Genomic DNA, 26,686 nt, shown 5'->3' on the forward strand with positions numbered 1-26,686 from the left:
CTTCGGGCCTAGTGTTGGCACTCGTGTCCAAGCTTTCGACCGCCGCACGGCGGTTGGTCCTGGGGAGACCGTTTCGCAGCGACAGGCTGTCGCACACGCTGCTGCCGAAGCGGATCGCCTTGCCGGTGTTCGCATCCGACGCCCTGTCCTCGGTCGCCTATGCGCCCGAGGAGATCTTCCTGGTCCTGTCGGTAGCCGGTTTGGCGTCCTACTCGTTCGCGCCGTGGATCGGCCTGGCGGTGGCCGCGGTCATGATGATCGTGATCGCCAGTTACCGGCAGAACGTGCACGCCTACCCGTCCGGTGGTGGGGACTACGAGGTGGTCACCACCAACCTGGGCGGCACCGCCGGGCTGACGGTGGCCAGCGCGCTGCTGGTCGACTACGTGCTGACGGTCGCGGTGTCCATGTCCTCGGCGATGGCGAACATCGGCTCGGCCGTGCCGTTCATCAACCAGCACAAGGTGCTGTTCGCGGTGATCGCGATCCTGCTGCTGGCATCGCTGAACCTGCGCGGCATCCGGGAATCGGGCACTGCATTCGCCATCCCGACCTATCTGTTCATGTTCGGCGTGATCATCATGCTGGGCTGGGGTCTGTTCCAGATCCATGTGCTCGGGGTTCCGCTGCAGGCCGAGTCCGCGGGGTTCGAGATGCACGCGGAGAACGAGCACGAGGACGTGGCGGCGATCGCCATGATCTTCCTGGTGGCGCGGGCGTTCTCCTCCGGGTGCGCGGCGCTGACCGGTGTGGAGGCGATCAGCAACGGGGTGCCGGCCTTCAAGAAGCCGAAGTCCCGCAACGCGGCGACCACCCTGCTGATGCTCGGTGTGATCTCCACCACGTTGTTCATCGGAATCGTCATGCTGGCCAAGGAAACCGGCGTGCAGATCGCCGAGCGTCCGCACGAGCAACTGGTGGGCGCGCCGGCGGACTACCACCAGAAGACCCTGATCGCCCAGTTGGCCGACGCGGTGTTCCACGGGTTCCCGCTGGGCCTCTACATCATCGCCACGGTCACCGCGCTGATCCTGGTGCTGGCCGCCAACACCGCGTTCAACGGCTTCCCGGTGCTGGGATCGATTCTGGCCCAGGACCGGTTCCTGCCGCGTCAGTTGCACACCCGTGGCGACCGGCTGGCGTTCTCCAACGGCATCCTGTTCCTGGCGTTCGCGGCGATCGCGTTCGTGGTCGCCTTCCAGGCCGAGGTCACCCATCTGATCCAGCTCTACATCGTCGGCGTCTTCGTGTCGTTCACGCTGAGCCAGATCGGCATGGTCCGGCATTGGACCCGGTTCCTGCGGATCGAGACCGATCCCATCGCGCGGCGCAACATGCACCGGTCCCGGGTGATCAACGCCGTCGGCGGTGTGTGCACCGGCACCGTGCTGCTGGTGGTGGTGGTCACCAAGTTCGTGGCGGGGGCGTGGATCGCGATCCTGGCGATGGCCGCGCTGTTCGTGATCATGAAATTGATCCGCAGGCACTACGACACGGTGGCGCGCGAACTCGAGGAGCAGGAAGCCGACCTGGAGGACATCATGCTGCCCAGCCGCAACCATGCGGTGGTACTGGTGTCCAAGCTGCACCTGCCGACCCGCCGCGCGCTGGCGTACGCACGGGCCACCCGGCCGGACGTGCTGGAGGCGATCACGGTCAGCGTCGACGATGCCGAGACCCGTGAGCTGGTGCACACCTGGCAGGAGAGTGATGTCAGCACACCGCTGAAGGTCATCGCCTCGCCGTACCGCGAGATCACCCGGCCGGTACTGGATTACGTCAAACGGGTCACCAAGGAATCCCCGCGCACGGTGGTCACCGTGTTCATCCCGGAGTATGTGGTCGGGCACTGGTGGGAGCAGGTGCTGCACAATCAGAGTGCCCTGCGGCTGAAGGGCAGGCTGCTCTTCGAGCCGAACGTGATGGTTACTTCGGTACCCTGGCAGCTCAACTCGTCGGAGCGGCTCAAGACACTGCAGCCGCAGTCCGCGCCCGGCGACGCACGAAGAGGATTCTTGGATTGACCGGATCGGACCTGATTCTCACCGCTGGGCCGGCCGCCAACGGCGGTAGTTGCGTGGCGCGCCACGACGGGCGGGTGGTATTCGTCCGCTATGCGCTGCCCGGTGAGGTGGTGCGGGTGCAGGTGGTATCCGAGCGCGGATCGTACTGGCACGCAGATGTTGTCGAGGTGATCGAGCCGTCCCCGGACCGGATCGACTCGTTGTGCCGCATCGCCGGACGCGACGGGGCGGGGTGTTGCGATCTGGCGTTCGCGGAGCCCGCCTCGGCCCGCCGGATCAAGGGCGAGGTGGTGGCCAACCAGCTGAGCCGGCTCGGGGGTTACGAGTGGTCGGGCGTGGCCGAGGAAGTCGGCGGGGGCGGCCCGACGGGCTGGCGCACCCGGGTGCGCCTGGACGTGTCCGACGCCGGGCGTGCGGGCTTTCACCGCTATCACAGTGCGGAGCTGGCCGAGGACCTGAACTGCGCGCAGCTTCCGGCGGGGATGCTCGACGGTCTGGATGGATCCCGCTGGCCGCCAGGGTCGCAGCTGTATGTGGCTCTGGACGACGACGGGCGCCGCCACGTGGTGCAGTCCGGTCCGCGCAACGGACGCAAGAAGGCCACGACGCAGGTCGCCGAGGGTGAGTACGAGGCGGTACAGCGCATCGGCGGTCGGCAGTGGCAGATCCCGGTGACCGCCTTCTGGCAGGCGCACCGTGACGCACCGCGGGTGTACAGCGAACTGGTGGCCGAGGCCGCGGGATTGCAGCCGGGCATGACGGCGTGGGATCTCTACGGCGGGGCGGGGGTTTTCGCGGCCGTGCTGGCCGAGGGCGTCGGCGAGTCGGGGAGTGTGCTCACCGTGGACACCTCCCGCGGGGCGGCGCGTGCCGCCCGGACCGCGCTGGCGGACCTGCCGCAGGTGTCGGTGGTGACCGAGTCGGTGCGCCGCGCCATCTCGGGCCGGTCGGACCGCCCGGACGTCGCGGTGCTGGACCCGCCGCGGGCCGGTGCGGGCCGGGAGATCATCGATCAGCTGGCCGGTATCCCGCGCATCATCCATATCGGTTGTGAGGCGGCCTCATTCGCACGCGATGTGGGGGAGTACCTGCGGCACGGCTATACCGTGGAGCAACTACGGGTCTTCGATTCGTTCCCGCTCACCCATCACGTCGAATGCGTGGCGGTGCTCACGCGGTAATCAGGCCGCGCGGTGGATCGTGACCACGTGGACGTCACGGGTCAGGATGCGCAGCCCACCGGCGATTGGTGGTGCGATGGAGCGGTACGTCGCCCCGGTGGGCGTGGTGTGTTCGGCGACGTGACGTCCGCCGGGATCGAATACGGTGCGCACCTGCCAGCCGGGTTGTTCCTTCACGTAATTGCAGTGTTCGCAGCATCCCCGGCCGTTGCGGGCGCTGGTGGGACCCTGGCGGGTGTGCGGTCGGGCGTGGTCGATGTGGCGGATCGAGGCGTCGCAGTACGGGGTGCGACAGGTCCGGTCGCGTAGCCGGATGAACCGGGCCAGCCCGCGCGGGAACGCCCGGGAACGGGACTCCATCGCGATCAGTGCCCCGCTGTCCGGCGCGGCGTACAGCCGGCGCAGCGCGACCCGGCCCTGCTCGTCGATGGCGTCGCTGATCATCTGGCGGGCCACCTCGGCGGGGACGGGCCCGTAATCCTCGACGGTCGCGGCGGCGTCGGCACCGGCGAGTAGTGCTTCGTCGGAGAGGACCACGTTGACGGTCACTGGTACGGGCACGTCCGCCGGCCGGCCGGTCACCCGCTCGACCAAGGTGTCGGCCATCGTCTGCCCACGGGAACGGCCGTCGGGATTGATGTCGGCTTCGCGCTTCAGGCTCGCGTAGACCGAGACGCCCTGGGCCATCGGAAGCAGTGCGGTCACATAGGTCATGGACTCGGGTGCGGGACGGATGGACACGGTGCGATCCTGGGGCGCCTTCACCGCACGATCGACCACCGCCTGCGGATCCAGTTCGTAGGCAATGGACTTGGCGTCCGCGGCGATCCGTTTGTTCCCGAGGCCGTCGAGTGCGGCCGGATCGGCACAGAGCCGGTGATCCAAGCGGCGACGGTCTTCGACGGTCAGGCAGGCCGATTCGCGGACGATGATGGTGGCGCGCCACTCGGAGAGGACCCCGGCTTCCAGTGCGGCCAGGGTGTGCGGCATATCCTTGACCAGCGCCTTGGCGAAACCCAGGTGCTGATCACCCTTGGATGGCGAATCCCGGCGCGCCAGAGCGACTTCGGAGGCCATGCCGCGTCCGCGCCGGGCGGCCGGCACTCCGGACTCGGCCTCGATCTGCCGCCGGACGGCATCCCATTCGGCGGTCGCAAGGGCCTGTTGGGCGGCGGCGGCCGCCTTCTGCCGTTCGAGCTCGGCGATGCGATCCCGCAGCACCGCTTCGCGGGCGTGCAGGCCATCAGCCGTAGTATCGAACATGTGTTCGATACTACCTGAGATCGAGCCGGCTGGAAAGGGGTTGGCGACCGGCGCTACACGGCGCGGTGGAACATGGCGAAAAGCCTTTCCTCCCAATCCGTCCCGGATCTCCCGGTGCGGGCACGCTCGGCGATGTAGGCGCCGACGATGGCGTCGATCAGCGTCTCGGGATCGAGATCCGGCCGGATGTCGGAGTCGCTCTGCAGCTCTTCGATCACCGTCACGAGTGCCGCCCGTTGCACCACGAGCACCTCCCGGAACAGGGAGTTGAATTCCGGGTCCTCCTCGGTGAGTAGGGAGGCGAATCCGCCGAAGCCGATCCCGTCGCCGACCGCGGCGACCGCCTGGTTGATCACCCAGCGCAACCGCTCGGCCGTTTGCGTGCGCGGCGGGGCCGGCGTCGCTGCGACCAGTCGGGACAGTGCCGCTCGCAGCATGTCCCGGCGATCGCGGTGGCGGCGGTAGATCGTCGTCTTCGCGATCCCGGACTGCGCCTGCACGGCCTGCACGGTGACCGAACGCGGGCCGCTGGTGCGCAGGAGTTGGAGGGCGGATTCGGCGATGCGGTCCTCGACATTCGTTGCCGTTGTCAATCGTCTACCCCTCGCGTGTGATGCGCGCGACTGCGCCCCGGTCCATGGTGAGCTACAGTGTACGTATCGATACGCTGCGCGTAGCGTAGCGGCGTGGGGAAGGAGTCGAAGATGAAGAAGATGTCCGGTGGAACAGTCGTCTACCTCGGCTATGTGCTGATTCTGTTGGGGTTCGTGTCGCTGGGGGCGACCGTCGCCGCGCTGGCTTTCGGTAGCCCCTCCCTGGCGCTGGCCGCCGGTATCGCGCTCATCGTCGCGCTCGGCGCGGGCGTCGCCGTGATCCGGCGGGGCCTGCGGATCAAGGGGGGCATCTGGGCGAAGCCCGAGGCGGACGACCGCGTCGAGAGCTATCTGGCGACCTACCGCACGACTGCCGATGCCGTGGGCGATGAGCCTGCCGATGTCGTGAAGGTCCGCCGCGCGGCGTGACGTAGTGTCAATCCCCGGTGTGCCGGGAAGTCTGGTCGGCAACTGCTGAACGCCGACCAGAGGAGCCCGATGAACCGACCCCGCCTACTCTCGCTGGGCTCCTGGCCGGAGACGCGCCGGGTCACCGCGATCCTCCGCAAGGAGACCGTCGGCGGTGTCATCCTGCTGATCGCCGCCGCGGCGGCGATCGTCTGGGCCAATTCGCCGTGGGCCGACAGCTATTTCGCACTGCGGGATTTCACGATCGGCGGCGAACCGTTCGGCCTGCATCTGAGCCTCAGCATCGGGCACTGGGCCTCCGATGGCCTGCTCGCGGTGTTCTTCTTCGTGGTCGGCCTGGAGCTCAAACGGGAGTTCGTGGCCGGTGACCTGCGTGATCCCGGCCGGGCCGCGCTACCGATCGCCGCCGCGGTCGGAGGCATGGTGGTGCCGGCACTGATCTTCGTCGCGGTGGCCACCCGAGAGGGCGGCGACGCCGTACACGGCTGGGCGATCCCGACGGCCACCGATATCGCGTTCGCGGTGGCCGTGCTCGCGGTGATCTCCACGCATCTGCCCTCCGCACTGCGGATGTTCCTGCTCACCCTGGCGGTGGTGGACGATCTGCTGGCCATCACCGTCATCGCGATCTTCTACACCGACTCGCTCAACATCACCGCGCTGGCGCTGGCCGCGATCCCGCTGGTGATCTTCGCCGTCTGCGTGCAGCGCGGTGTGCAGGCCTGGTGGGTCCTGATCCCGCTGTCGATGGCGACCTGGGTACTCATGCACGAGTCCGGGGTGCATGCGACGGTCGCCGGCGTGTTGCTCGGCTTCATGGTTCCGGTGCGCAGAAAGGCGCAAAAGAAGGCTCGTGAGATCGAGGCCGGGATGGCCGAATACTTCGAGCACCGGTCGCGGCCCATCTCGGCGGGTGTCGCGATCCCGGTGTTCGCGTTCTTCGCCGCCGGGGTCAGCCTGGGCGGCTTCGGCGGGCTGGCCGGAGCGCTGGGGCATCCGATCACCCTGGGCATCGTGCTCGGACTGGTGCTGGGCAAACCGCTGGGGATCTTCCTCACCACCTGGACGCTGTCGAAGGTGACGCGGGCCGAACTGGACTCCTCGTTGCGCTGGGTGGACGTGCTCGGCGTCTCGATGCTGGCCGGCATCGGGTTCACCGTTTCGCTGCTGATCGGTGACCTCGCCTACAGCGACGCGGCCCGTGAGGAATTCGTCAAGGTCGGTGTCCTGACCGGTTCCGTGGTGGCCGCGACGCTGGCATCGGTGCTGTTGGCCACCAGAAACGCGGCATATCGCCGGATTCACGAAAACGAGACCGCGGACCAAGATCACGATGGTGTGCCCGACATCTACCAGGCTCGACAGGACTGATGGGTGTTACGTGGGTAAACTAACGGGATGCTTAAACAGATCCGCGGTCCCGCAGATCTGCAGCACCTGTCCCAGTCGCAGCTCGAAGAGTTGGCCGCTGAAATCCGTGAATTCCTCATTCACAAGGTTGCTGCAACCGGGGGACATCTGGGCCCGAATCTCGGCGTCGTCGAACTGACTCTGGCGCTGCACCGGGTTTTCGACTCGCCGCACGATCCGATCATCTTCGACACCGGACATCAGTCCTACGTGCACAAGATCCTGACCGGACGCGCCGCGGATTTCGACCAGCTGCGCATGAAGGACGGGCTGTCGGGCTACCCGGCGCGTGCCGAGAGCGACCACGACTGGGTCGAGTCCAGCCATGCCAGCACCGCGCTGTCCTATGCCGACGGCCTGGCCAAGGCCTTCGAACTGTCCGGCCACCGCAACCGGCACGTGGTCGCCGTGGTCGGCGACGGCGCGCTCACCGGCGGTATGTGCTGGGAGGCGCTCAACAACATCGCCGGCTCCAACCGGCCGGTCGTCATCGTGGTCAACGACAACGGCCGCAGTTATGCGCCGACGATCGGCGGGTTGGCCGATCACCTGGCCGCACTGCAGCTGCAGCCGGGCTACGAGAAGCTCCTGGAAAAGGGCCGTGATGTGGTGCGCGGTGTGCCCGTCATCGGCGAGATCTGCTACCAGTGCATGCACAGTGTCAAGGCCGGCCTCAAGGACGCCCTGCAGCCGCAGGCCATGTTCACCGATCTGGGCCTTAAGTACGTCGGCCCGATCGACGGTCATGATGAGCACGCCGTCGAGGCGGCCCTGCGGCACGCCCGTGGCTTCAACGCCCCGGTGATCGTCCACGTCGTCACCCGCAAGGGGATGGGCTACGCACCCGCCGAGGCCGACGAGGCCGAGCAGATGCACGCCTGCGGCGTCATCGACCCGCTCACCGGGCTGGCGACTTCGGAGTCCGCCCCCGGTTGGACCGGCACCTTCTCCGACGAGCTGATCAAGATCGCCACCCGCCGGCGCGACGTCGTCGCGATCACCGCGGCGATGCCGGGCCCGACCGGTCTGGCGGCGTTCGGCCAGCAGTTCCCGGATCGGCTCTTCGATGTCGGCATCGCCGAGCAGCATGCGATGACGTCGGCGGCCGGGCTGGCGATGGGTGGCATGCACCCGGTGGTCGCCATCTACTCGACGTTCCTCAACCGTGCGTTCGACCAGATGATGATGGACGTCGCCCTGCACCAGTTGCCGGTGACGATCGTGCTCGACCGCGCCGGTGTCACCGGTCCCGACGGCGCCAGCCATCACGGCGTCTGGGACCTGTCGATCCTGGGCGTCGTGCCCGGTATGCGGGTCGCCGCCCCGCGCGACGCCTCCCGGCTGCGTGAGGAGTTGGGCGAGGCGCTGGAGGTCAAGGACGGCCCGACGGCCATCAGGTTCCCGAAGGGTGCTGTCGGGGAGGATATTCCGGCGATCGAGCGTCGCAACGGGGTGGACATCCTGGCGAAGCCGGGGCCCGAGGCCTCCGAGGACGTCCTGCTGATCGCGGTCGGTTCGTTCGCACAGATGGGGCTGGACGTCGCGCAACGCCTGCAGCAGCACGGCATCGGTGTGACGGTCGTCGATCCGCGCTGGGTGTTGCCGGTGCCCGAGGCGCTGCACGCGCTGGCGTCCGCGCACAAGCTCGTCGTCACGCTGGAGGACAACGGCGTGCACGGCGGTATCGGATCCTCGGTGTCGGCCGCGTTGCGGGCCGCCGAGATCGATGTGCCGTGCCGTGATGTCGGTGTGCCGCAGGAGTTCCAGACCTATGCCTCGCGGGGCGAGGTGCTCACCGAGGTCGGATTGACCGATCGGCACATCTCCCGGCAGATCACCGGCTGGGTGTCGGCGCTGGCCTCCCCGATCGGCGATCAGGTCGGCCACCCGGTCGACTAGCTGGAATGCGAATCAGTCCGCCGATACCTGTTCTGCGGATGTTCGATGTCGGGCGCACGCTCGACTTCTATTGCGGCTACCTCGGTTTCGGCAAAGACTGGGAGCATCGGTTCGAGCCGGGGTTTCCGTTGTACGTGCAGGTGAGTCGGTCGGAGGCGACGATCCACCTCTCGGAGCACTACGGCGACGGCAGCCCCAACACGGTGCTGTGGATTCCGGTCGACGACGTCGACGCACTGCACGCCGAGCTGAGCGCGCAGCAGCACGGGTACTCGAATCCGGGTATCGAGCACGACGGCCCGGGCGGACGGTGCATGACGGTCATCGATCCCTCCGGCAATCACCTGCGGTTCAATCAGCCGGACTGATCCTCGGGGGGCTTCGGGGTCAGTGCCTCCGTCAGCACCGGCACGGTCAACTCGCGCTGCCAGGGCCGGGCCTTGGCAGCCGCCAGGAATTCGTCGACCGCCGAACGCACATCGGGCGTCGGCTGCCAGTCCCAGCACAGCCGGCGCACGGTGTCCGGCGTCAACAGATTCTCCGTGGGCACCGAAACCCGTTCGGACAAGGCCGACAGAGCGGTGCGCACAGCCTCCAGTCGTTCGGCGGCCTCGGGCTTGCGGCGAGACCACCGGGCGGGCGGCGGCGGGCCGTTCAACGGTTCCGATCCGGACGGCGGATTCGGATCCTGACGCGCCCGGGCCAACGCGTCCAGCCAGGCCTGAGCGCCGCGGCGCTGCCTGCTGCCGCCGAACACCGGTAGCGCGGTGAGCTTTTCGATCGTATCGGGATCTGCGGTGGCGGCATTGATGATCGCGGCGTCCGGAAGGATCCGGCCCGGTGCGATATCGCGACGCTGCGCGATCTGGTCGCGGGTGGTCCAGAGCTCGCGCACCGCGGCCAGCGCCCGCGGATCACGAACCTTGTGGATGCCTGAGGTGCGACGCCACTTGTCCCGACGGGTGACGGTCGGCTCCGACGTGCGCAGGAACTCGAATTCCTGTGCCGCCCAATCGGTCTTGCCCTGCTCCTCGAGGACGGCGGCGAGCGCCTCCCGGAGCTCCAGCAGCACCTCGACATCGAGCGCGGCGTAGTTCAGCCAGTCGGCCGGCAGCGGACGTTTGGACCAGTCGGCGGCGCCGTGCCCCTTCACCAGGCCCAGCCCCAACAGCCGGCGCACCATCTCGGCGAGATTGACCCGATCGAATCCGGCCAACCGGGCACCCAGTTCGGTGTCATACAGGCGCGGCGGGGTCATCCCCAGTTCGGCCAGGCAGGGCAGATCCTGGTCGGCGGCATGGAGCACCCACTCGTCGGCGCTGAGCACCTCGGCCAGCGGCGCCATCACCTTCAGCGGATCACCACCATGGTTCACCGGATCGATCAGCACCGTCCCGGCACCCGCGCGGCGGATCTGCACCAGGTAGGCGCGGTTGGAGTAGCGGAAGCCCGAGGCGCGCTCGGCGTCGATCGCAAACGGCCCGGACCCGCCGGCCAACAGCTCGGCCGCCCGGGCGATGTCGCTGGGGTAGAAGGCGACCGGTGGCACACCATCGGCAGGCGCCAGCAGGGGAGTCGGTTCCGGTTCGGGTGGGGTTCCGGATTCTTCGGGTTCGGTCATGTCAGGCGCGGGTGCGGGAACCCAGCGTGGTGACACCGGTGGGCGGGAGTCCGGCGGCGTGCTCGAGCACCTCGCAGAACGCCTGAACATGGGGACCCAACTCCAGGTCGGTCGCCGTCCATGAGGCGCGCAGTTCCAGCTGATGGGCACGGGGCGGGCCGGAGATGTCGCCGTAGCGCACCGACGTGGTGGCGGTGACGGTGCCGCCCAGGGCGGTGACGGCGTCCCCGTGCTGGGCCAGGGCCTCCTGCAGCCAGCTCCAGGCCACCTCGGGCAGCAGCGGGTCGACGGCCTCACTGGAGTCCAGGTCGGCCTGGATGTAGGCGACCAGGCGCATCGTTCCGTCCCAGGCCTCGGCGCCCTCGGGATCGTGCAGCAGGATCAGCCGGCCGAATGCGTCGCCCTCGGACCGTTCCGGCACGGCGGCGGCGTCCGGGTGGCGGACTTCGGCACCCAGCGCGTAGCTGAAGGGTGCCAGCCGCTGCGGCGGACGGATCGGCCCCAGCTCGATCTCCGGCCGAACAGTGGCGGCATTCATGGCAGCAACCGCAGTGCGGAACTGAGCCGGTTCGGCGGACGTCACAAATCTGGACGGTAGTCCGAAGTCGTCTCCGCCGTGCGCAGGCGCGCCGATCATCGGACACATGGCACGATGGGGCCCGATGAACACCCGTCGTGACCTGCCCGAGTCGCCGTATCTCGCCGCCGCCGCCGGCCGCACCCCGAACCGCACCCCGGTGTGGTTCATGCGCCAGGCTGGACGGTCGCTGCCCGAGTACCGCGTGCTGCGCGCCAACCACAAGATGCTGGAAGCCTGCTTCGACCCGGAGCTGGTCTGCGAGATCACCCTGCAGCCGGTGCGCAGGCACGGTGTCGACGCAGCCATTCTGTTCTCCGACATCGTGGTCCCGCTGAAGGCGGCCGGCGTCGCGCTGGACATCGTTCCCGACGTCGGGCCGGTCATCGAGCACCCGATCCGGTCCCGGTCCGATGTCGGCAGCCTGCCGCGGTTGGAACGCAGTCAGGTCGCCCCCGTCACCGACGCGGTGTCGCTGCTGGTGGCAGCCCTGGGCGAGGTCCCGCTGATCGGCTTCGCCGGCGCGCCGTTCACCCTGGCGTCCTACCTGGTGGAGGGCGGTCCCAGCCGTAACCACGAGAAGACCAAGGCGATGATGTTCGCCGAGACCGAGACCTGGCACGCGCTGATGACCGCGCTGACGGATCTGACCATCGACTTCCTGGAAGCGCAGCTCGACGCCGGCGTCGACGCCATCCAGTTGTTCGACTCGTGGGCCGGCACGCTGTCGCTGGCCGACTACCGCAGTCATGTGCTGCCGCACAGCTCGCGGATCTTCGCCGCACTCGCCGACCGGGGCGTGCCGATGACCCACTTCGGGGTCGGCACCGCCGAACTGCTCGGCGCGATGGCCGAGGCCGGCGCCACCATGGTCGGCGTGGACTGGCGCACCTCGTTGACGGCGGCCGCCGGCCGGGTGCCCGCAGGCATCGCGCTGCAGGGCAATCTCGACCCGGTCGTGCTGCTGGCGGGCTGGCCGGTGGTCGAGCGCGCGGCCCGCGCCGTCGTCGAGGACGGTCGCGCCGCCATCGCCGCGGGAGCCTCCGGCCATGTCTTCAACCTCGGACACGGTGTGCTGCCGGCCACCGATCCCGGGGTGGTGACCGATCTGGTGAGCCTGGTGCACTCATTGTGAGTTCCACCTACTGCGTTGTCGGGGGAGGCATTTCGGGCCTCACCGCGGCCTACCGGCTGCGCGTCGCGGCCGGGCCGGACGCCTCGATCACGCTGTTCGACCCCGCCGACCGGCTCGGCGGGGTACTGCGGACCGAGACGGTCGGCGGGATGTCGATGGACGTGGGCGCCGAGGCGTTCATCACCCGCCGCCCCGAGGTACCCGCGCTGCTGGCCGAACTCGGGCTCACCGGTCGGCAGGTTGCCAGCGCCGGAGCCCGGCCGCTGATCTACAGCCAGGGCAGGCTGCATCCGCTGCCCACCGGCACCCTGCAGGGCATCCCGGCGCACGCCGAGTCGGTCGCCGGGCTGGTGGACCCGCAGACGGTGGCCCAGATCGCCGACGAGGACCGGCGTGACTTCAGCTGGCGCCCCGGCGCGGACCCGTCGGTCGCCGACCTGGTCGGGGACCGGTTCGGTGCGCAGGTGGTGACCCGGTCGGTGGAACCGCTACTGACCGGGGTGTACGCCGGGTCGGCGGCCACCATCGGGGTGCGCTCGGCGCTGCCCGGGCTGGCGGCCGCGTTGGACCGCGGCGCGCGCAGCCTCACCGAAGCGGTGCGCAACGCGCTGCCGCCCCCACAGCCAGGCCCGGTCTTCGGTGCGCTGGACGGCGGCTACACCGTCCTGATCGAGGAACTGGCCCGGCGCGCGGGGATGCGCTGGGCGCAGGTCGGGATCAACGAGATGGTGCGCTCGGCGCACGGCTGGGAGCTCATCGACGACGAGGGTGAGCACTGGACCGCCGACGCGGTGGTGCTCGCCGTCCCGGCGCCGCGGCTGGCCCCGCTGGTCGAACCCGTCGCCCCGCGCAGTGCCGCGGCGGCCCGGCGTATCGGTGTGGCCTCCACGGCCCTGGTGGCACTCGCGCTGCCCGGCGGCACGCCGCTGCCGGACCAGTCCGGGGTGCTGGTCGCCACCGGAGAGCCGTTGCACACCAAGGCGATAACCCTGACCTCCCGCAAGTGGGGACGACGCGGCAACGTGGAGCTGGTGCGGTTGTCCTACGGGCGGTTCGGCGACAATCTGGCCCGCAGCATCGGGGATGACGAGCTGTTGAACTGGTCGCTGGAAGACCTGCAGAACGTGTTCGGCATCGCCGCCGACCCGGTGGACCACCGGGTGCAGCGCTGGATCGACGCGATGCCCCAGTACGGCCCCGGACACGGCGAGCTGGTCGCCGAACTGAGGGCCGGGCTGCCGCCAACCCTGGCCGTTGCAGGCGGCTACCTGGACGGGATCGGAGTCCCCGCCTGTGTGGGATCCGCCACCAGGGCGGCCGCGAAACTGACGACCTCCGGCGTGGCACGATAGGACTGACGCGCACGCAAGGAGCAAGAAGACATGGCCAAGCTCGACTACGACAAGCTCAACTCGATGACCAGGTACATGATGATCTCGGTCTTCGCGGTTCAGCCCGAGGCTCTCGACGCGGACCGGTCCGCGGTCATCGATGAGACCGCGACTTTCCTCAAACAGCAGGAGGACAACGGCGTCGTCGTCCGCGGCCTCTACGACGTCGCCGGCTTCCGTGCCGACGCCGACTTCATGATCTGGACACACGCCGAGCGGGTCGAGGACCTGCAGGCGACCTATTCGGCCTTCCGCCGGACCACGCTCGGCCTGGCCAGCGATCCGGTGTGGAGCGTGGTGGCGCTGCACCGGCCCGCAGAGTTCAACAAGAGCCACGTCCCCGCGTTCATCGCCGGCGAAGATCCGGGCGACTACGTGTGCGTGTATCCCTTTGTCCGGTCCCTGGATTGGTACCTGCTGCCCGACGACGAGCGCCGCAAGATGCTGGTCGATCACGGGATGGCCGGCCGCGAGTACCCGGACGTGCGGGCCAATACGGTGCCGGCGTTCGCGCTCGGTGACTACGAGTGGATCCTGGCGTTCGAGGGTCCGGATCTGGGTCGCATCGTCGAACTGATGTGGAAGTTGCGCTACACCGAGGCCCGCCGGCATGTCCGTGAGGAGACCCCCTTCTTCACCGGGCCCCGGGTCGGCGTCGAGCAGTTGCTGGCCAAGCTGCCCTAAAAGTCCCGCCAGAACCGACAACCGGTGCCGGAGGGTTTGCTAGCGTCTCAGGATGCCGAGAGTCGGCCGAGTGGGCACGGTGGTCACGGCTGCGATCCTGGCATTCTGCGTCTGGCTGCTCGGCGGATGGGGTTCGCAGGCGACCCGGATCGCCGTCGAGGACATCGGTTTCGTCGTTCTCGCACTGTTCGTCACCGGGTGCTGCGGCCACGCCGCGTGGCGGCAGCACGGCCGGCAGCGCACGGTGTGGATCTGGGTCACCATCGGCATGGTCGGCTACACGGCCGGATCGGTGATCTGGGCCTATCACGAATGGTGGCGCGGCGAGAATCCGTTCCCGACCACGGCCGACGCCGGCTATCTGATCCTGCCGGTCGCGGTCTGCGTCGCTTTGCTGCTGATGCCGGTCGGGACCTCGGGCTACACCCACACCCGGTTGGCGCTCGACGGGTTCATCGTGGCCGTCGCGTTCTTCCAGATCGGCTGGTGGACGCTGCTGGACCCGTTGCTCGACTCCGGTGGGGCCGGCAGGTTCGCGATCGGGGTCGCGCTGGCCTACCCGGTACTCGACCTCGGCGTGCTGACGGTGGCCCTGCTGGTGCTGGGGCGCGTCCAGCCCGCGCAGCATCGACCGCTGGCTCTGCTGGTCTGCGGCATGACGCTGATGGCGGTGGCCGATTGCGTGTTCGTGTACTCGAACATGCTGGATGACTTCACTGTCGTGAAGTACGGCAGTGTGGCCTGGGCGTCCGGGCTGCTGCTGATCGCATTCGCGGCGCTGAGTTCCGACGTGTCCCTGGATGATCACGCCGATGCTGAGCGGGAGATCTCCCCATTCGACATGTGGCTGCCGTATGTGCCGATCGTGCTGGCGATGGCCGCGGCGCTGGTGCGTTTCGCCGCCGCCCCCGAGCTGGCGCCCGCGCTCATCGCATCGGTGTTGCTGATCGTGCTGGTGCTGTTGCGTCAGTTCATCGTGGTGGGGGAGAACCGCCGCCTGCTCGTCGCCGTCGAGGCGCAGGCCATGACCGATCCGCTGACCGGCCTGGCCAACCGGGCCCTGTTCCAGGACAGGCTGGCGCACGCCATGGTGCTGCACCGGCGCGACCAACAGACGGTGTCGGTGCTGTCCCTGGATCTCGACGACTTCAAGCTCGTCAACGACGGTCTGGGCCATCCGGCCGGCGACCGGCTGTTGGTCCAGGCGGCCGAACGGATCCTGGGCTGTGCACGGTCCAGCGACACGGTCGCACGGCTCGGCGGCGACGAGTTCGTGGTGTTGATGGAGGGCGACCCCGACGAGTCGCGGGAGGTCATCCACGCGGTGTTGCGGGCCTTCGATGAACCGTTCCACGTCGATGGGCACGATCTGCTGCTCAGACCCAGCGCCGGCCTGGCGGTCGCCGCCGCAGAGGACTCGGAGCAGTCTCCAGAACGGCTGCTCAAGCAGGCCGATGTGGCGATGTACTCGGCGAAGCGGTCCCGGTCGCGTGGGTTGCACACCTACAGCCCGGGCGATATGCCGGACGTGGACGAGCGCGGCGGCGGCCACACCGCCCCGAATGCCGCGGTGCACGACAGCGCCGTGGCCTACCAATTGCTCGGCGAGTTGCGCCAGGCCATCGACAACCGGGCACTGACGCTGGCCTACCAGCCGAAGTTCGATCTGCACGACGACTCGATCACCGGCGTGGAGGCCCTGGTGCGCTGGCCGCACCCCGATCGGGGACTGTTGGGGCCGGATCAGTTCCTGCAGTTGGTCCGCGATCACGGACTGATGCGGCCGATCAACGAACTGGTACTCACCCAGGCGCTCAACCAGATCGCGCAGTGGCGGGATCTGGGTCTGGAGGTGGCGGTGGCGGTCAACGTGTTCGCGCCTTCGCTGAGTGACCTGACGTTGCCGGCGGGGGTCGAGCAGGAACTGAGCAGGTGTGGTCTGCCGTGCGAGCTCCTGACCGTGGAGATCACCGAGGATCTGCTGCTGGGCAACCACGAACACACCCACGCGGTGATCGACCGGCTGCGCGAGCGCGGGGTCCGGGTGGCGATCGACGACTTCGGCAGCGGCTATTCGGCGCTGTCCTACCTACGGGAACTGCACGTCGATGAGCTGAAGCTGGACCGCGGGTTCGTCACCGCGGTGCTGGATGACCGGCGCGCGGCGGCGATCGTCCGTGCCGTCATCGACCTGGCCCGTGAACTCGGCCTGACCACCGTTGCCGAGGGGGTGGAGAACGTCGAAACCGCAACGCTGCTAAAGGATTACGGCTGCCAGGTGGCGCAGGGCTATCTCTACAGCCCGCCGCTGTCGCCGGCGGACATGCTCAGTCTGCTGAGGTCGCGCCGGCCGGCACCAGGCGCAACGATATCGAGTTGATGCAGTAGCGCTGATCGGTGGGCGTCGGGTAGCCCTCGCCCTCGAAGACGTGGCCGAGGTGGCTGTGGCAGTTGGCGCAGATGACCTCGACACGGCTCATGCCCAGCGAATCGTCGCGTCGCAGGATCACCGCATCCGAATCGGCCGGGTCGTAGAAAGACGGCCAGCCGCAGTGGGATTCGAACTTCTCGGTGCTGCGGAACAGCTCGGACCCGCAGGCCCGGCATTCGTAGACCCCGGCGGTCTTGGTGTCGGTGTACTCGCCGGTGAACGGCCGCTCGGTGCCGGCCCGGCGCAGCACCTGGTACTCGGCGGGATTGAGCTTCTCGCGCCACTGATCGTCGGTCAGCTCAAGCTTGGGACCCGGGATTGTCATGATTCAACGCTAGCGCGCCGACGCTCATCCGTCATCCATGGCGGATCGATACCGGAATCCAGCCGGCCCTCGGACTTGGCATCCAGGTAGCGGAAGTACAGCACGCAGAACACCACGATCAACAGCAGCGACCAGCCGTAGGTGATCTTCATGTACTCCAGGAAGCGCCCGGTGGTCGGCCAGTGCACCAGCAGCCAGCGGTCCATCGTCATAAACCCGTAGACCGCCAGCCAGGCCGGCCAGTTGTGCAACACCGAGTTCCGCAGCACCACCGTCATCAGGAACGGGAACAGCATCGTCGAGTAGTAGCCCTGGCCCAGCGAGAGCACCAGGAACGAGGCGGTCAGCAGCACACCCGAGGAGGTCAGCAGCCAGAACCGCGGGTCGCGCTCGCGGTAGTACTTGTAGAGCAGGTAGAGGCTGCCGGCCGCCAGCAGCAGGAAGACGATGCGCAGCGACAGGATGAGCCACATCGGCAGGCCGTAGTAGATCCCGTTGCCCAGGATCGAGGAGTTGAAGTAGTCGCGGGTCTCCAGGATGTAGGGGACCGTGCGGTACACGAAGTTCATCGGGTCCGAAACCAAAGGCCACGCGGCGACGTTGAACACCAGCGGCACACCGAAAGCGGTGACCAGCGTGTAGAACTGGCGATTGAGCACCGGCAGCAACAACAGCGGCGCCAGCGACGGTTTGACCACCAGCGTCAGCCCGATGGCCGCGCCGGCCAACAGTTCGGCGTTTCGTCCGCCCTTGAGCAGGTACCGGAAGAACAGCACCGCACCCAGCAGCATGCAGCCGTTGATGTTGGTGAACACCAGTGTGTTGGTGACGGATTCGGTGCAGAACATGGCCAGCACCAGCGCCGGAGCGGCCACCGAGGACAACGTGTAATCGAAAATCCGCAGCAGCAGGTATGCCGCGATGAGGAAGGCCAGCACGTTGAACGTGATGTACCAGTAGCGCGCCGCGTCGACCGGCAGGTACCCGAACGGGGCCAGCAGCAGGGTGCCGCCGGGTGGGTACAGGTAGTGCGGGTCGACGTGGTCGAAGTTCTCGTTGTAGATGTCCCAGCCCAGTTTGAAATTGATCACCGCGCGGTAGACCGGGCCGAAATCGTCGGTGATGTAGCCATTGGTGCCCAGCACATAGCTGCGGTGGATCACCGACATGATGGCGAACGGCCACAGGATGGACCGCAGAATCGTTGCGGTGCTGGGCGGTGTGGTGCTGGGGCGGAATGCGTTCAGCACACCGGAGGGCAGGAACGACACCAGCGCACCGTACACCGCAGCCGTCGGTGGCCCGCTCAGGCGGGGCAGAACGTGTCGGTCTCGGGCAGTTTGCCGCTCTCCAGGTAACCCAGAACCGGTGGCAGTGCACACGGCGAGTAGATGCTGGCGCCGTGGCCGATGCCCTGCCAGATCACCCGCTTGCTGTTGGCGCCGGCGTTGATGATGGTGGCGGCCACCGCGGCCACCCCTTCGTTACCGACGATGGGGTCGTTCTGCACGCCGAGCAGCATCACCGGGATCTTGAGGTCCTTGGGATCCTGCGGCGCGGTGCCGCTGGGCCAGCTCAGGCAGTTGACCATCCGCAGCGCACCCACGGTGCCGAACTGCGGGTACAGCCGGTCCCAGGCGACGACGAGTTCACGCACCCGGTCCGGGGTGGGGCGGTTCAGGGCATCGCTGCACCCGTTGACGAACTGGCCGTCGGTCTGGCGGGTCCGCTCGGCCCGGGCGATCAACTCGGACATCGCGCCGGTGTCGCCGGCGCGGGCGGAGGCGATCGCGCCGGCCAGCGCGTTGGAGGCCGTCACCCGGTCGCCGCGCGGGAAGGCCAGCGCGGTGGTGATGGCGTCGGCGACCGCGGCCACCGAGGCGCCGTTGGGGCCGTCGCCGTTGCGGGCCGCGGTCAGCAGCGCGTCCACGGCGGCCTTGGGGTCGGGGCCCAGCGGGCAGTTGGTGGCCGCGCACTGCGCGGTGAAGGCATCGAGCGCGGCCTGCTGTCCCTTGACCTTCTGTTCGGTGGCGGACTCCGCGCCGACGGCCAGCGGCAGCGGGGAGTCCAGCACCAGCCGGGACACCTTGTCCGGATGGGAACCGGCGTAGGCCAGCGCCACTTGGGCGCCGTTGCCGATTCCCCACAGCGCGAGTGTCGGCACGTCCCAGGTGCTGCGCAGGCGTTCGATGTCCTCGGCGGCGTGGGCGTTGTCGTAGGCCGAGTCGCCCGGGGCGATGGTGTCGGTGCACGTGGTGGTCGCGGTCTGCACGACCGCGCCGAGCTTGGCCACCGGGTCGTCACCGGGCTCGAACTGGGTCTGGTCGATCATCTCCTGCCGGTCGAACAGGTCGCGGCAGTCGATGTCCTCGGACATCCCGGTGCCGCGGCGGTCCACCGCGACGATGGGATTCGTCTTGAGGATGTCGGCACCGGCGCGGGACAGCCATACCGGCAGTTGTGCCGAGGACGGCAGATCTGTTCCGGTGGTCATCACCACCGGTCCGGCGCCGGCCGGGGTGTCCGCCGAGGTGGCCCGCACCACGCCGATGGTGATGGAGCCGTTGGCGCCCTTGATCGAATCCAGGTCGGCGTCATACGTCGCGCAGTCCAGGGTGATGCCGGACGGCACGGGCACCGCGGCGTCGGCGGACACCCGCCCGGTGCAGTCCTGCCAGGACAGGTCGTTCTTGGGGGCCTCCACCGCCGGCGGCCCGTCGGCGACGCTGGTTTCCGGTGGCGCGCCCTGTGGTCCGGCGCCGGCGTCGGTGGCGAACCGCGGGTTGGCGGCCAGCAGTGGGGCGCACGAGGTCAGCAGCAGCGTGACCGACGACAAGGCCAGCGTCTGGCCCCAACGAACTCGCATGCCGACCACACTAGCGATCAACCGCGCTGTTCTCGGCGGCTGTAGCGCGTGTACAGGTAGCCGTCGTCGTCGCTGAGCACGTGGCGGCGCTGTAGGCGGGTGATCAGCTCGGGGTGTCCGTCGGAGATCCGGGTGGATCCGCCGCCGACGACGGTGGGTGCGATCGTCAGGCACAGGTCGTCGAGCAGGTCCGCGGCGATGAACGCGCCGAGCAGACTGGGGCCGCCCTCGGTGAGCACCCGGGTCAGGTCCAGATCCGCCAGCGTGCGCAACAGCACGGTCAGATCGACGCTGCCGCTGTCGGCGGCCGAGCAGTCGTACACCTCCGCGAGGCCGGCGAACCGGGCCCGCGCATCGGCGATGGTGTCGTGGACGGTCAGCAGCAGCGGCGGCACCTCGGTCTGGGTGAACACCGGTAGGTCGTGATCGAGATCCCCCGAGCGGGTGACGATGGCGATCGGCGGTACCTCGCCCTGCCCGCGGCCGTGCCGGCGCTGGCGCTGGGCCACGCCGAGTTGGGCACCGGAGTAGGTCTCGACGCGCACTGTGCCGGCACCGACCACCACCACATCGGCCAGCTCCCGCAGCAGCCGGAACACGGCCCGATCCCCGGGGCCGCCCAGGGCGCCGGAGCGACCCTCGGTGGAGGCGGCGCCGTCGAGGCTGCTGATGAAATTGGCCCGCACCCAGCAGGTGCCCAGGTCTTCCGGGTAGGCGTAGAGCTGCTCGAGCTCGCCGTCACCGGCGACGGAGACCGGTCCGAGTGCTGTGAGTTCCGTCCCAGCGGCGCTATCCGGCATGGGGATCATTGCAGCACGTCGATAGGGTGCACGACATGCAAAGTGCGGGTGAGGTCGCGGGTCTGACGGATCGGCACCCCAGAGTTACCCCCGAGCGGCTGGTCGCCCAGCTGGTGCCGCCGCCCACGTTCGCCGACGTCAGCTTCGACAGCTACCGGCCCGATCCGGCCGAGCCGTCTCAGGCTGCGGCCGTGGGGCACTGCCGGCGGTTCTGCGAGCAGGCCGCCGAGCGTCGAGCCGGGAAGAAGAAGCTGTTCGGTAAGCGCGAGGTACTGCCCGGGGTGGGTATCTACCTTGACGGCGGGTTCGGCGTCGGCAAGACCCACCTGCTCGCGTCGACGTACTACACGCTCTCGGGCGGGGAGGCCAAGACCGCGTTCGCGACGTTCGGTGAGCTGACCCAGTTGGCCGGCGTGTTCGGGTTCACCGAGTGCATCGATCTGCTGGCCGACTACACGGTGCTGTGCATCGACGAATTCGAGCTCGACGATCCGGGCAACACCACGTTGATCTCCCGGCTGCTCTCGGCGCTGGTGGAGCGCGGGGTGTCCATCGCGGCCACCTCGAACACGCTGCCCGAGCAGCTCGGTGAGGGCCGCTTCGCCGCGCAGGATTTCATGCGCGAGATCCACACGCTGTCCGCGATCTTCACGACCATCCGGATCGAGGGCCCGGACTACCGGCACCGCGGGTTGCCGCCGGCGCCCGAGCCGTTGACCGACGAGCAGGTCCGCGCCGCGGCCGCCGCGAAACCCGGTGCCACCCTGGACGACTTCGACGCGCTGTGCGCGCACTTGGCGACCATGCACCCGTCGCGCTATCACGCGCTGATCGACGATGTCACCGAGGTGTTCATCACCGGGGTGCACCCGATCGACGACCAGAGCGTGGCGCTGCGGCTGGTCGCCCTGACCGACCGGCTGTATGACGCGGGCATCCCGGTGCTGGCCTCGGGCGCCAAGCTGGACACCATCTTCAGCGATGAGATGGTCGCCGGCGGGTTCCGCAAGAAGTACCTGCGGGCCACCTCCCGGTTGCTGGCCCTGACGGCGGCCGCGCAGAGCAACTAGCGGGCGCGGACCATCACGTAGTCGTTCTCGATCCCGGCGCCGAGCCGGAAGGTCTTGGTGCCGTTGATCCGGAACCCGAACTTGGTGTAGAAGCGTTGCGCGCGTTCGTTTTCCTGGTTCACGCCCAGCCACACGCAGGCCGCGCCGGACTGCGCGCCGCGTTCCAGAGCCTCGGTCATCAGCGCTGCGGATACCCCGGTGCCGTGCACATCGGGCAGCGCGTACATCTTGGAGATTTCCAGGGCCGGGCGCAGTGGTACCGCCTGCTGCACATCCGCGTCATCGGGCACACCGTGAATCAGCATGGCGTAGCCCAGGATTCGGTCGTCGTCGCGGGCCACCAGGACGATCCGGTCCGGGTCGGCGAGGTAGCCGGCGAACTTGTCCGCCGAGAGGTTCTCCGCGATGAACGCGGCCGCATCGGCCGGGCTGACGCTGGGCGGGCAGGCCAGCGGGAAGGTGGCTGCGGCGACGGCGGCGAGTTCGGTCAGGTCGTCGGGGCCGGGTTCCTCGATGCGCACCCGGTCAGGGTAGCGGGGTGCCCGGTTGCCAGATGTTCCACTGCGCCAGGTGAGTTCCGGTCTGCGGGTTGAGCATCACCACGTTGGTGACCAGTGCGCGGTAGACGTCCCAGTAGACGCCGCCGGTGACCGTCGATCCGGGGGGCGCGTTGAGCAGTACCTTCTCCAACGCGTCGGGAGCGTCGGTGTGCTTGGAGGCGTACGCGTCGGCGTACGGGGTCACCCCGCTGAAGGTGGTGGCCAGGGCCAGCTTGTACGGGTTGGGCGCGGAGATGACGTGCACCGTCACATTGGCGCGCCACGGGCCGCCCTGCGCGCGCCAGCGCGGGGAGCCGTTCCAGCCCCAGCCCGGGGGGACCTCGGCGGGCAGGACGTCGTGCACGGTGACGTCGGCGACGAAGTCCCCGAACTCCACCCGCAACGTCTCACCGAGGTTGCCGATCGGGGTCACGGCTGCCGCGGCCGGTGGCGCGATGCCGATCGCCACCGCGGCCGTCAGGCTCGTCAGGAGAACCGCGAACCAGGATCGCGTCTTTGCCAATCGCATGCATCGCATGATGGCACATGGTTACCCGACCCAGGGTCCCTGTCCGCCGATCGAGTCGATACGGATCCGGGTGAGGTAGCCCTCGGGTGCGTCCTTGGGCGGAAAGTACTCGTCGGAGCCGAGCAACGCGGTGGCCAGATCCCTGAGCAGCGCGGGCGCGCCGCCCTCGACGATGCGGGCGGTGCCGGTGACCGAGAGGTACTGCCGCTGCTGCCCGGGACGGCTGGGCGCGAGGATGGTCGCGGCGACGCGCGGGTCGCGGCGGATGTTGCGCACCTTGCGATAGGTGTCGGACAGATGCGCGGAGACGAGTTCGTCGCCCTCGGGTGTGGACTGCAACGCCACCCACACCAACGTGGCGTGCGGGCTGCCGTCGGCGTTGACCGTGACCAAGGTGGCATCGGCGCCGGCGCCGATGAGTTCGCGCGCTGCCTCGTTGAGCTCCATGCGGTGTTCTACAGCGGCGGGTCCGGATTCATTCCCGCCGGATTCGCGTTCCCGGGATGGAGGCGAGCATCTCGATGAGCGAGGCGATGACGCGCGCCTTGTCGATGCCCAGACTGTGCAGGGGGCCGTTCCCGTCTTCGGACTCCAATAGTGCCAGCAGGATGTGCTCGGTGCCGATGTAGTTGTGGCCCAACCGAAGTGCCTCCCGGAAGGTCAGCTCCAGAACCTTCTTGGCCGGCCCGTTGAAGGGCACCAGGTCCAGTTCCTGCCCGGTCGAGGGCGGCAGCGTGATCGCCGCGCGGAGCTGGTCGGGTTCGGCGCCGTGGGCTCTCAGCAGCGCGACGGCCAGCGAGTCGGTGTCGCCCAACAGACCCAGGATCAGGTGTTCGGGGGCGATCTCGGCGTTACCGGCGTCCCGGGCCGCGGTCTGGGCGGCGACGACGGCGGTGCGGGCGCGTGGGGTGAACCGGGCGAAGCCCTCGTTGGGGTCGATGCCGGCGGCGTCGGCCTTGGGTACGAAGCGTTTCTGGGCGGCCTGTTTGGTGACGCCCATGCTGGTGCCGATGTCGGTCCAGGAGGCGCCGGAGCGGCGGGCCTGGTCGACGAAGTGGCCGATCAGGTGATCGGCGACCTCGCCGAGGTGCTCGGCCGCCAGGACGGCGTCGGAGAGCTGGTCCAGGGCATCGGTGTGCCCGGTCTTGATCGCGTGGATCAGGGTGTCCAGGCTGACGGACTCGGTCATGCGTCAACCGTAGGTTGACTTTATCGGTGCGTCAACCCTGGGTTGACTGCGGGTAGCCGCGCCGCACCGTTCGGTCGAGGATGCCCAGGGTCGCCCGCAGCGCGCTTTCCGGAATCACCGGGAAGATGCCCGCCGCCCGCCACTTGTCACCGATGGCCGACCAGTCGTAGAACGAGGTCACCACCGTTGCCTCGGCGGCCGGTTCCAGCCGGTAGCCGTAGACGTGGCCGATCTGCGGGTCGATGTTGCCGAGGATGGTCCAGGCGATCAGGCGGTCCTGCTCGTATTCGGTGATGTCGACCGTCACGTCGTATCGGCCCATCGGAAAGTCGTTCAGCGCTTCACGGTCCATGTGCACGACGAAGCGGTCGCCCACCTTGCGTGCCGGTTCGCCGGTGGCGGCCTGCAGCATTCCGGAGGCGTCGATGGCCACGTGTCCCTGCGGGTCGGTCAGTACCGCGAAGATGTCGGCGGCCGGGGCGGCGATGGTGCGCTGCACTTCGATGCGGTCGGTCATCGACGCGGCTCCTCAGTGGTCGGTGGGTGCGGACTTGCGCGCGATCAGATACCCCTGCGGGGTCGATTCAACACCGTCGCCCTCGGGCGCGCGGACGAGTTGGGCAATGACCGGTAGCCCCGCATTCTGCAGTAGTTCGGCGATGGTTTCGGGGTGGCGGCGGTGGAACATCAGATCGACCGACTCGCCGAACGCCTCGGTCAGGTGCCGGGGGCGGTCGCCGATCTGGAAGGCGAGCAGGGCCACGCCGCCGGGGACGAGGACCCGGTGGAATTCGGCGAACACGGCCGGCAGGACGTCGTCGGGAACGTGGATCACCGAGTACCAGGCACACAGGCCGCCGACGCCGGCGTCGGGCACATCGAGATCGGTCATCGACCCGACGGTGAAGCCGATGTCCGGGTGCAGTCGGCGGGCGTGCGCAACCATGTTCGGCGACAGGTCGATTCCCGACACGTCGGCGCCGTGCGCGCGCAGGATCGCGGTGGCCGCGCCGGTGCCGCAGCCGACGTCGATCACGCGGTGCCCGGCCGGCACCAGTTCGGTGAAGGCCCGCAGCATCGCGTGGTCAAGCGGTTTGCCGTCCAGGTGCTGCTGGAATGCCGCGACATACCCGGTGGCGGTGCGGTCGTAGCCGTCGCGGGTGCGGTCCAGAAACGAGGTTTCACACATCGCCCCCGAGGCTACTGTCGCAGGTATGCGTATCGCCGTGCTGATCATCGGAATCGTCGTCGCCCTGTTCGGGACGTTGTTCGCGCTGCAGGGGTTCGGCGCGGTCGGCGGCAGCCCGATGAGCAACACCACCACCTGGTCGGTGCTCGGCCCGATCATCGCGCTGATCGGGATCGGGATCGCCGGGTACGCGTGGCGGTTGAAGACCTAGCTTTTGACTCATCCCGGCCGCCGTGTAACGTGGCCGGGGTGAACATCCGTGTGTGCGCCGGCTATTGGCGCTTTATCGAGGCTCCGGGCGGAGCCGATAAAGCGCAGCACTAAGCGACGCATCCACCCGGAGCCCAGGCAGTGACCCTCGCGGTCGCTGCCTTTCGTCATTAAAGGGCGCCCGGGAATGTGGCTCAGGTGCCCACCACCAGGAAGGTACCTCCCATGAATCTGGCGCAAACCGCCACCGCACCTGCGACGTCGGACCGTCGGATACGCAGCTTCAGCGAGATCCCCAGCCCGCACGATGTGCTCACCGAGTTCCCGCTGGGGGCGCGCCGCGCCGAGCGGGTCGCGCGTGACCGCGACGAGATCGCCGAGATCCTGGCCGGCCGCGACGATCGGCTGTTGGTGGTCGTCGGACCGTGTTCGGTGCACGACCCGTCCGCCGCGCTGGACTACGCCAGCCGCCTGGTCAAGATCGCCGACGAGCTCGGGGACAGCCTCAAGATCGTGATGCGGGTCTACTTCGAGAAGCCGCGCACCACCATCGGCTGGAAGGGCCTGATCAACGATCCGGGCATGGACGGCACCTTCGATGTGGCGCGGGGCCTGCGCACCGCGCGGCAACTGCTGCTCGACATCATCGACATCGGCCTGCCGGTCGGCTGCGAGTTCCTCGAACCCACCAGCCCGCAGTACATCGCCGACGCCGTGGCCTGGGGTGCCATCGGCGCCCGCACCACCGAATCCCAGGTGCACCGCCAGCTGGCATCCGGACTGTCGATGCCGGTCGGCTTCAAGAACGGCACCGACGGCAATATCCAGGTCGCCGTGGACGGTGTCAAAGCCGCTGCCGCGCAGCACGTCTTCTTCGGAATGGACGATATGGGCCGCGGTGCCCTGGTGACCACCGAGGGCAACGAGGACTGCCACGTCATCCTGCGCGGCGGCACCGCCGGACCCAACTTCGACGCCGACGCCGTGCAGGTCACCGCGGACAAGCTGGTCGCCGCCGGACTGCCGGGCCGGGTCGTGATCGACTGCAGCCACGCCAATTCCGGCAAGGACCACATCCGCCAGGCCGGGGTCGCCGCCGAGGTGGCCCAACTGGTCCGCGACGGGCTGCCGGTCAGCGGGGTGATGCTGGAGAGCTTCCTGGTCGCCGGCGCCCAGGCGCCCGAAGCGCGGCCGCTCACCTACGGTCAGTCGGTCACCGACAAGTGCATGGATTGGGCGGCAACCGATCTGGTGCTGCGTGAGCTCGCCGCGCGCTGACGGGTAGGGCCACGATCAGGGGGACCCAATCTGGGCATCCCGCTGAGCTCCTG

At 68.6% G+C, this 26,686-nt stretch carries 27 protein-coding genes; 13 read left to right on the forward strand and 14 right to left on the reverse strand.

Going from position 1 to position 26,686, the window contains the following annotated elements:
- The first annotated feature begins 14 nt into the window (after nucleotides 1-14).
- Entirely contained in the window at nucleotides 15-2,024 is a 2,010-nt protein-coding gene (locus tag K0O62_RS12460; protein WP_207550998.1) for an APC family permease, read from the forward strand.
- Nucleotides 2,021-3,205 (forward strand): class I SAM-dependent RNA methyltransferase, encoded by a 1,185-nt coding sequence (locus K0O62_RS12465; RefSeq protein WP_073857501.1) that lies wholly within the window; start codon nucleotides 2,021-2,023, stop codon nucleotides 3,203-3,205. The genes K0O62_RS12460 and K0O62_RS12465 overlap by 4 nt, the downstream gene beginning before the upstream one ends.
- On the opposite strand, the gene K0O62_RS12470 is transcribed toward K0O62_RS12465, so the two are convergent.
- Together K0O62_RS12470 and K0O62_RS12475 are read right to left on the reverse strand one after the other, a co-directional pair.
- Complete coding sequence (locus K0O62_RS12470) at nucleotides 3,206-4,468, reverse strand: HNH endonuclease (RefSeq protein ID WP_073857502.1); 1,263 nt, start codon at nucleotides 4,466-4,468, stop codon at nucleotides 3,206-3,208.
- A 53-nt stretch (nucleotides 4,469-4,521) separates the two neighbouring features.
- Nucleotides 4,522-5,061, reverse strand: a complete 540-nt coding sequence (locus tag K0O62_RS12475) for a TetR/AcrR family transcriptional regulator (RefSeq protein WP_073857503.1) — start codon at nucleotides 5,059-5,061, stop codon at nucleotides 4,522-4,524.
- A gap of 111 nt (nucleotides 5,062-5,172) precedes the next feature.
- Here K0O62_RS12475 and K0O62_RS12480 point away from each other — a divergent pair, with 111 nt between their 5' ends.
- The 4 genes from K0O62_RS12480 to K0O62_RS12495 all read left to right on the forward strand — a co-directional run bounded on the left by K0O62_RS12480 (nucleotide 5,173) and on the right by K0O62_RS12495 (nucleotide 9,167).
- Nucleotides 5,173-5,490, forward strand: coding sequence for a hypothetical protein (locus K0O62_RS12480; protein ID WP_131817418.1), 318 nt, complete (start codon nucleotides 5,173-5,175; stop codon nucleotides 5,488-5,490).
- 69 nt (nucleotides 5,491-5,559) lie between these two features.
- A complete protein-coding gene (gene nhaA, locus K0O62_RS12485; protein ID WP_073857505.1) occupies nucleotides 5,560-6,861 on the forward strand; it encodes a Na+/H+ antiporter NhaA in 1,302 nt (433 codons plus the stop codon).
- 27 nt (nucleotides 6,862-6,888) lie between these two features.
- The gene (gene dxs, locus K0O62_RS12490; RefSeq protein ID WP_073857506.1) at nucleotides 6,889-8,799 is read left to right on the forward strand and encodes a 1-deoxy-D-xylulose-5-phosphate synthase; all 1,911 of its coding nucleotides are present in this window, start codon (nucleotides 6,889-6,891) and stop codon (nucleotides 8,797-8,799) included.
- Between the two features lie 5 nt (nucleotides 8,800-8,804).
- Nucleotides 8,805-9,167, forward strand: coding sequence for a glyoxalase superfamily protein (locus tag K0O62_RS12495; RefSeq protein ID WP_073857507.1), 363 nt, complete (start codon nucleotides 8,805-8,807; stop codon nucleotides 9,165-9,167).
- Here the strand turns inward: K0O62_RS12495 and K0O62_RS12500 are convergent.
- Nucleotides 9,155-10,420: an HRDC domain-containing protein gene (locus K0O62_RS12500; RefSeq protein WP_073857508.1), complete on the reverse strand. Its 1,266-nt coding sequence runs from the start codon at nucleotides 10,418-10,420 to the stop codon at nucleotides 9,155-9,157. The genes K0O62_RS12495 and K0O62_RS12500 overlap by 13 nt on opposite strands.
- A 1-nt stretch (nucleotide 10,421) precedes the next feature.
- A complete protein-coding gene (locus K0O62_RS12505) occupies nucleotides 10,422-11,057 on the reverse strand; it encodes a DUF3000 domain-containing protein (RefSeq protein ID WP_205870642.1) in 636 nt (211 codons plus the stop codon).
- A 25-nt stretch (nucleotides 11,058-11,082) separates the two neighbouring features.
- Here K0O62_RS12505 and hemE point away from each other — a divergent pair, with 25 nt between their 5' ends.
- From hemE to K0O62_RS12525, 4 genes are read left to right on the forward strand one after another with little or no spacing between them, the layout of a single operon-like run.
- Nucleotides 11,083-12,132 (forward strand): uroporphyrinogen decarboxylase, encoded by a 1,050-nt coding sequence (hemE, locus tag K0O62_RS12510; protein WP_073857510.1) that lies wholly within the window; start codon nucleotides 11,083-11,085, stop codon nucleotides 12,130-12,132.
- Nucleotides 12,129-13,484, forward strand: coding sequence for a protoporphyrinogen oxidase (locus tag K0O62_RS12515; RefSeq protein ID WP_073857511.1), 1,356 nt, complete (start codon nucleotides 12,129-12,131; stop codon nucleotides 13,482-13,484). The genes hemE and K0O62_RS12515 overlap by 4 nt, the downstream gene beginning before the upstream one ends.
- Before the next feature lie 30 nt (nucleotides 13,485-13,514).
- Entirely contained in the window at nucleotides 13,515-14,207 is a 693-nt protein-coding gene (hemQ, locus tag K0O62_RS12520; protein ID WP_073857512.1) for a hydrogen peroxide-dependent heme synthase, read from the forward strand.
- Between the two features lie 52 nt (nucleotides 14,208-14,259).
- Nucleotides 14,260-16,587 (forward strand): putative bifunctional diguanylate cyclase/phosphodiesterase, encoded by a 2,328-nt coding sequence (locus tag K0O62_RS12525; RefSeq protein ID WP_073857513.1) that lies wholly within the window; start codon nucleotides 14,260-14,262, stop codon nucleotides 16,585-16,587.
- On the opposite strand, the gene msrB is transcribed toward K0O62_RS12525, so the two are convergent.
- Genes msrB through K0O62_RS12545 form a run of 4 tightly spaced genes read right to left on the reverse strand, consistent with a single transcriptional unit; the run spans nucleotide 16,535 to nucleotide 20,629 of the window.
- The gene (gene msrB / locus K0O62_RS12530; protein WP_073857514.1) at nucleotides 16,535-16,963 is read right to left on the reverse strand and encodes a peptide-methionine (R)-S-oxide reductase MsrB; all 429 of its coding nucleotides are present in this window, start codon (nucleotides 16,961-16,963) and stop codon (nucleotides 16,535-16,537) included. The genes K0O62_RS12525 and msrB overlap by 53 nt on opposite strands.
- Complete coding sequence (gene aftC, locus K0O62_RS12535) at nucleotides 16,960-18,249, reverse strand: arabinofuranan 3-O-arabinosyltransferase (protein ID WP_073857515.1); 1,290 nt, start codon at nucleotides 18,247-18,249, stop codon at nucleotides 16,960-16,962. Before aftC ends, msrB begins: the two co-directional genes overlap by 4 nt.
- A 20-nt stretch (nucleotides 18,250-18,269) precedes the next feature.
- The gene (locus K0O62_RS12540; RefSeq protein ID WP_073857586.1) at nucleotides 18,270-19,829 is read right to left on the reverse strand and encodes an alpha/beta hydrolase; all 1,560 of its coding nucleotides are present in this window, start codon (nucleotides 19,827-19,829) and stop codon (nucleotides 18,270-18,272) included.
- Between the two features lie 17 nt (nucleotides 19,830-19,846).
- On the reverse strand, nucleotides 19,847-20,629 hold the full coding sequence (locus K0O62_RS12545; protein WP_073857588.1) for a pyrimidine reductase family protein: 783 nt from the start codon (nucleotides 20,627-20,629) through the stop codon (nucleotides 19,847-19,849).
- Between the two features lie 35 nt (nucleotides 20,630-20,664).
- On the opposite strand from K0O62_RS12545, the gene zapE reads away from it, so the two are divergent.
- Nucleotides 20,665-21,699, forward strand: coding sequence for a cell division protein ZapE (zapE, locus tag K0O62_RS12550; RefSeq protein WP_073857516.1), 1,035 nt, complete (start codon nucleotides 20,665-20,667; stop codon nucleotides 21,697-21,699).
- On the opposite strand, the gene K0O62_RS12555 is transcribed toward zapE, so the two are convergent.
- The 6 genes from K0O62_RS12555 to K0O62_RS12580 are packed head-to-tail and all read right to left on the reverse strand — an operon-like array spanning nucleotide 21,696 to nucleotide 25,145.
- Nucleotides 21,696-22,214: a GNAT family N-acetyltransferase gene (locus K0O62_RS12555; protein WP_372512895.1), complete on the reverse strand. Its 519-nt coding sequence runs from the start codon at nucleotides 22,212-22,214 to the stop codon at nucleotides 21,696-21,698. The two genes, zapE and K0O62_RS12555, sit on opposite strands and share 4 nt — an antisense overlap.
- Before the next feature lie 10 nt (nucleotides 22,215-22,224).
- Nucleotides 22,225-22,767, reverse strand: a complete 543-nt coding sequence (locus K0O62_RS12560; RefSeq protein WP_073857518.1) for a hypothetical protein — start codon at nucleotides 22,765-22,767, stop codon at nucleotides 22,225-22,227.
- 21 nt (nucleotides 22,768-22,788) lie between these two features.
- The gene (locus K0O62_RS12565) at nucleotides 22,789-23,214 is read right to left on the reverse strand and encodes a PPOX class F420-dependent oxidoreductase (protein WP_073857519.1); all 426 of its coding nucleotides are present in this window, start codon (nucleotides 23,212-23,214) and stop codon (nucleotides 22,789-22,791) included.
- Nucleotides 23,215-23,242: 28 nt separating this feature from the next.
- Nucleotides 23,243-23,956: a Clp protease N-terminal domain-containing protein gene (locus K0O62_RS12570; RefSeq protein WP_073857520.1), complete on the reverse strand. Its 714-nt coding sequence runs from the start codon at nucleotides 23,954-23,956 to the stop codon at nucleotides 23,243-23,245.
- A gap of 31 nt (nucleotides 23,957-23,987) precedes the next feature.
- Nucleotides 23,988-24,473: an SRPBCC family protein gene (locus K0O62_RS12575; protein WP_073857521.1), complete on the reverse strand. Its 486-nt coding sequence runs from the start codon at nucleotides 24,471-24,473 to the stop codon at nucleotides 23,988-23,990.
- 12 nt (nucleotides 24,474-24,485) lie between these two features.
- Nucleotides 24,486-25,145, reverse strand: coding sequence for a class I SAM-dependent DNA methyltransferase (locus K0O62_RS12580; RefSeq protein ID WP_073857522.1), 660 nt, complete (start codon nucleotides 25,143-25,145; stop codon nucleotides 24,486-24,488).
- Nucleotides 25,146-25,170: 25 nt separating this feature from the next.
- Between K0O62_RS12580 and K0O62_RS12585 the strand changes: the two genes are divergently transcribed.
- Together K0O62_RS12585 and K0O62_RS12590 are read left to right on the forward strand one after the other, a co-directional pair.
- Complete coding sequence (locus K0O62_RS12585; RefSeq protein WP_073857523.1) at nucleotides 25,171-25,356, forward strand: hypothetical protein; 186 nt, start codon at nucleotides 25,171-25,173, stop codon at nucleotides 25,354-25,356.
- Between the two features lie 224 nt (nucleotides 25,357-25,580).
- A complete protein-coding gene (locus K0O62_RS12590; protein WP_073857524.1) occupies nucleotides 25,581-26,633 on the forward strand; it encodes a 3-deoxy-7-phosphoheptulonate synthase in 1,053 nt (350 codons plus the stop codon).
- The last annotated feature ends 53 nt before the right edge of the window (nucleotides 26,634-26,686 follow it).

The sequence above is a fragment of the Mycolicibacterium diernhoferi genome (genome assembly GCF_019456655.1).
Lineage (GTDB): Bacteria > Actinomycetota > Actinomycetes > Mycobacteriales > Mycobacteriaceae > Mycobacterium > Mycobacterium diernhoferi.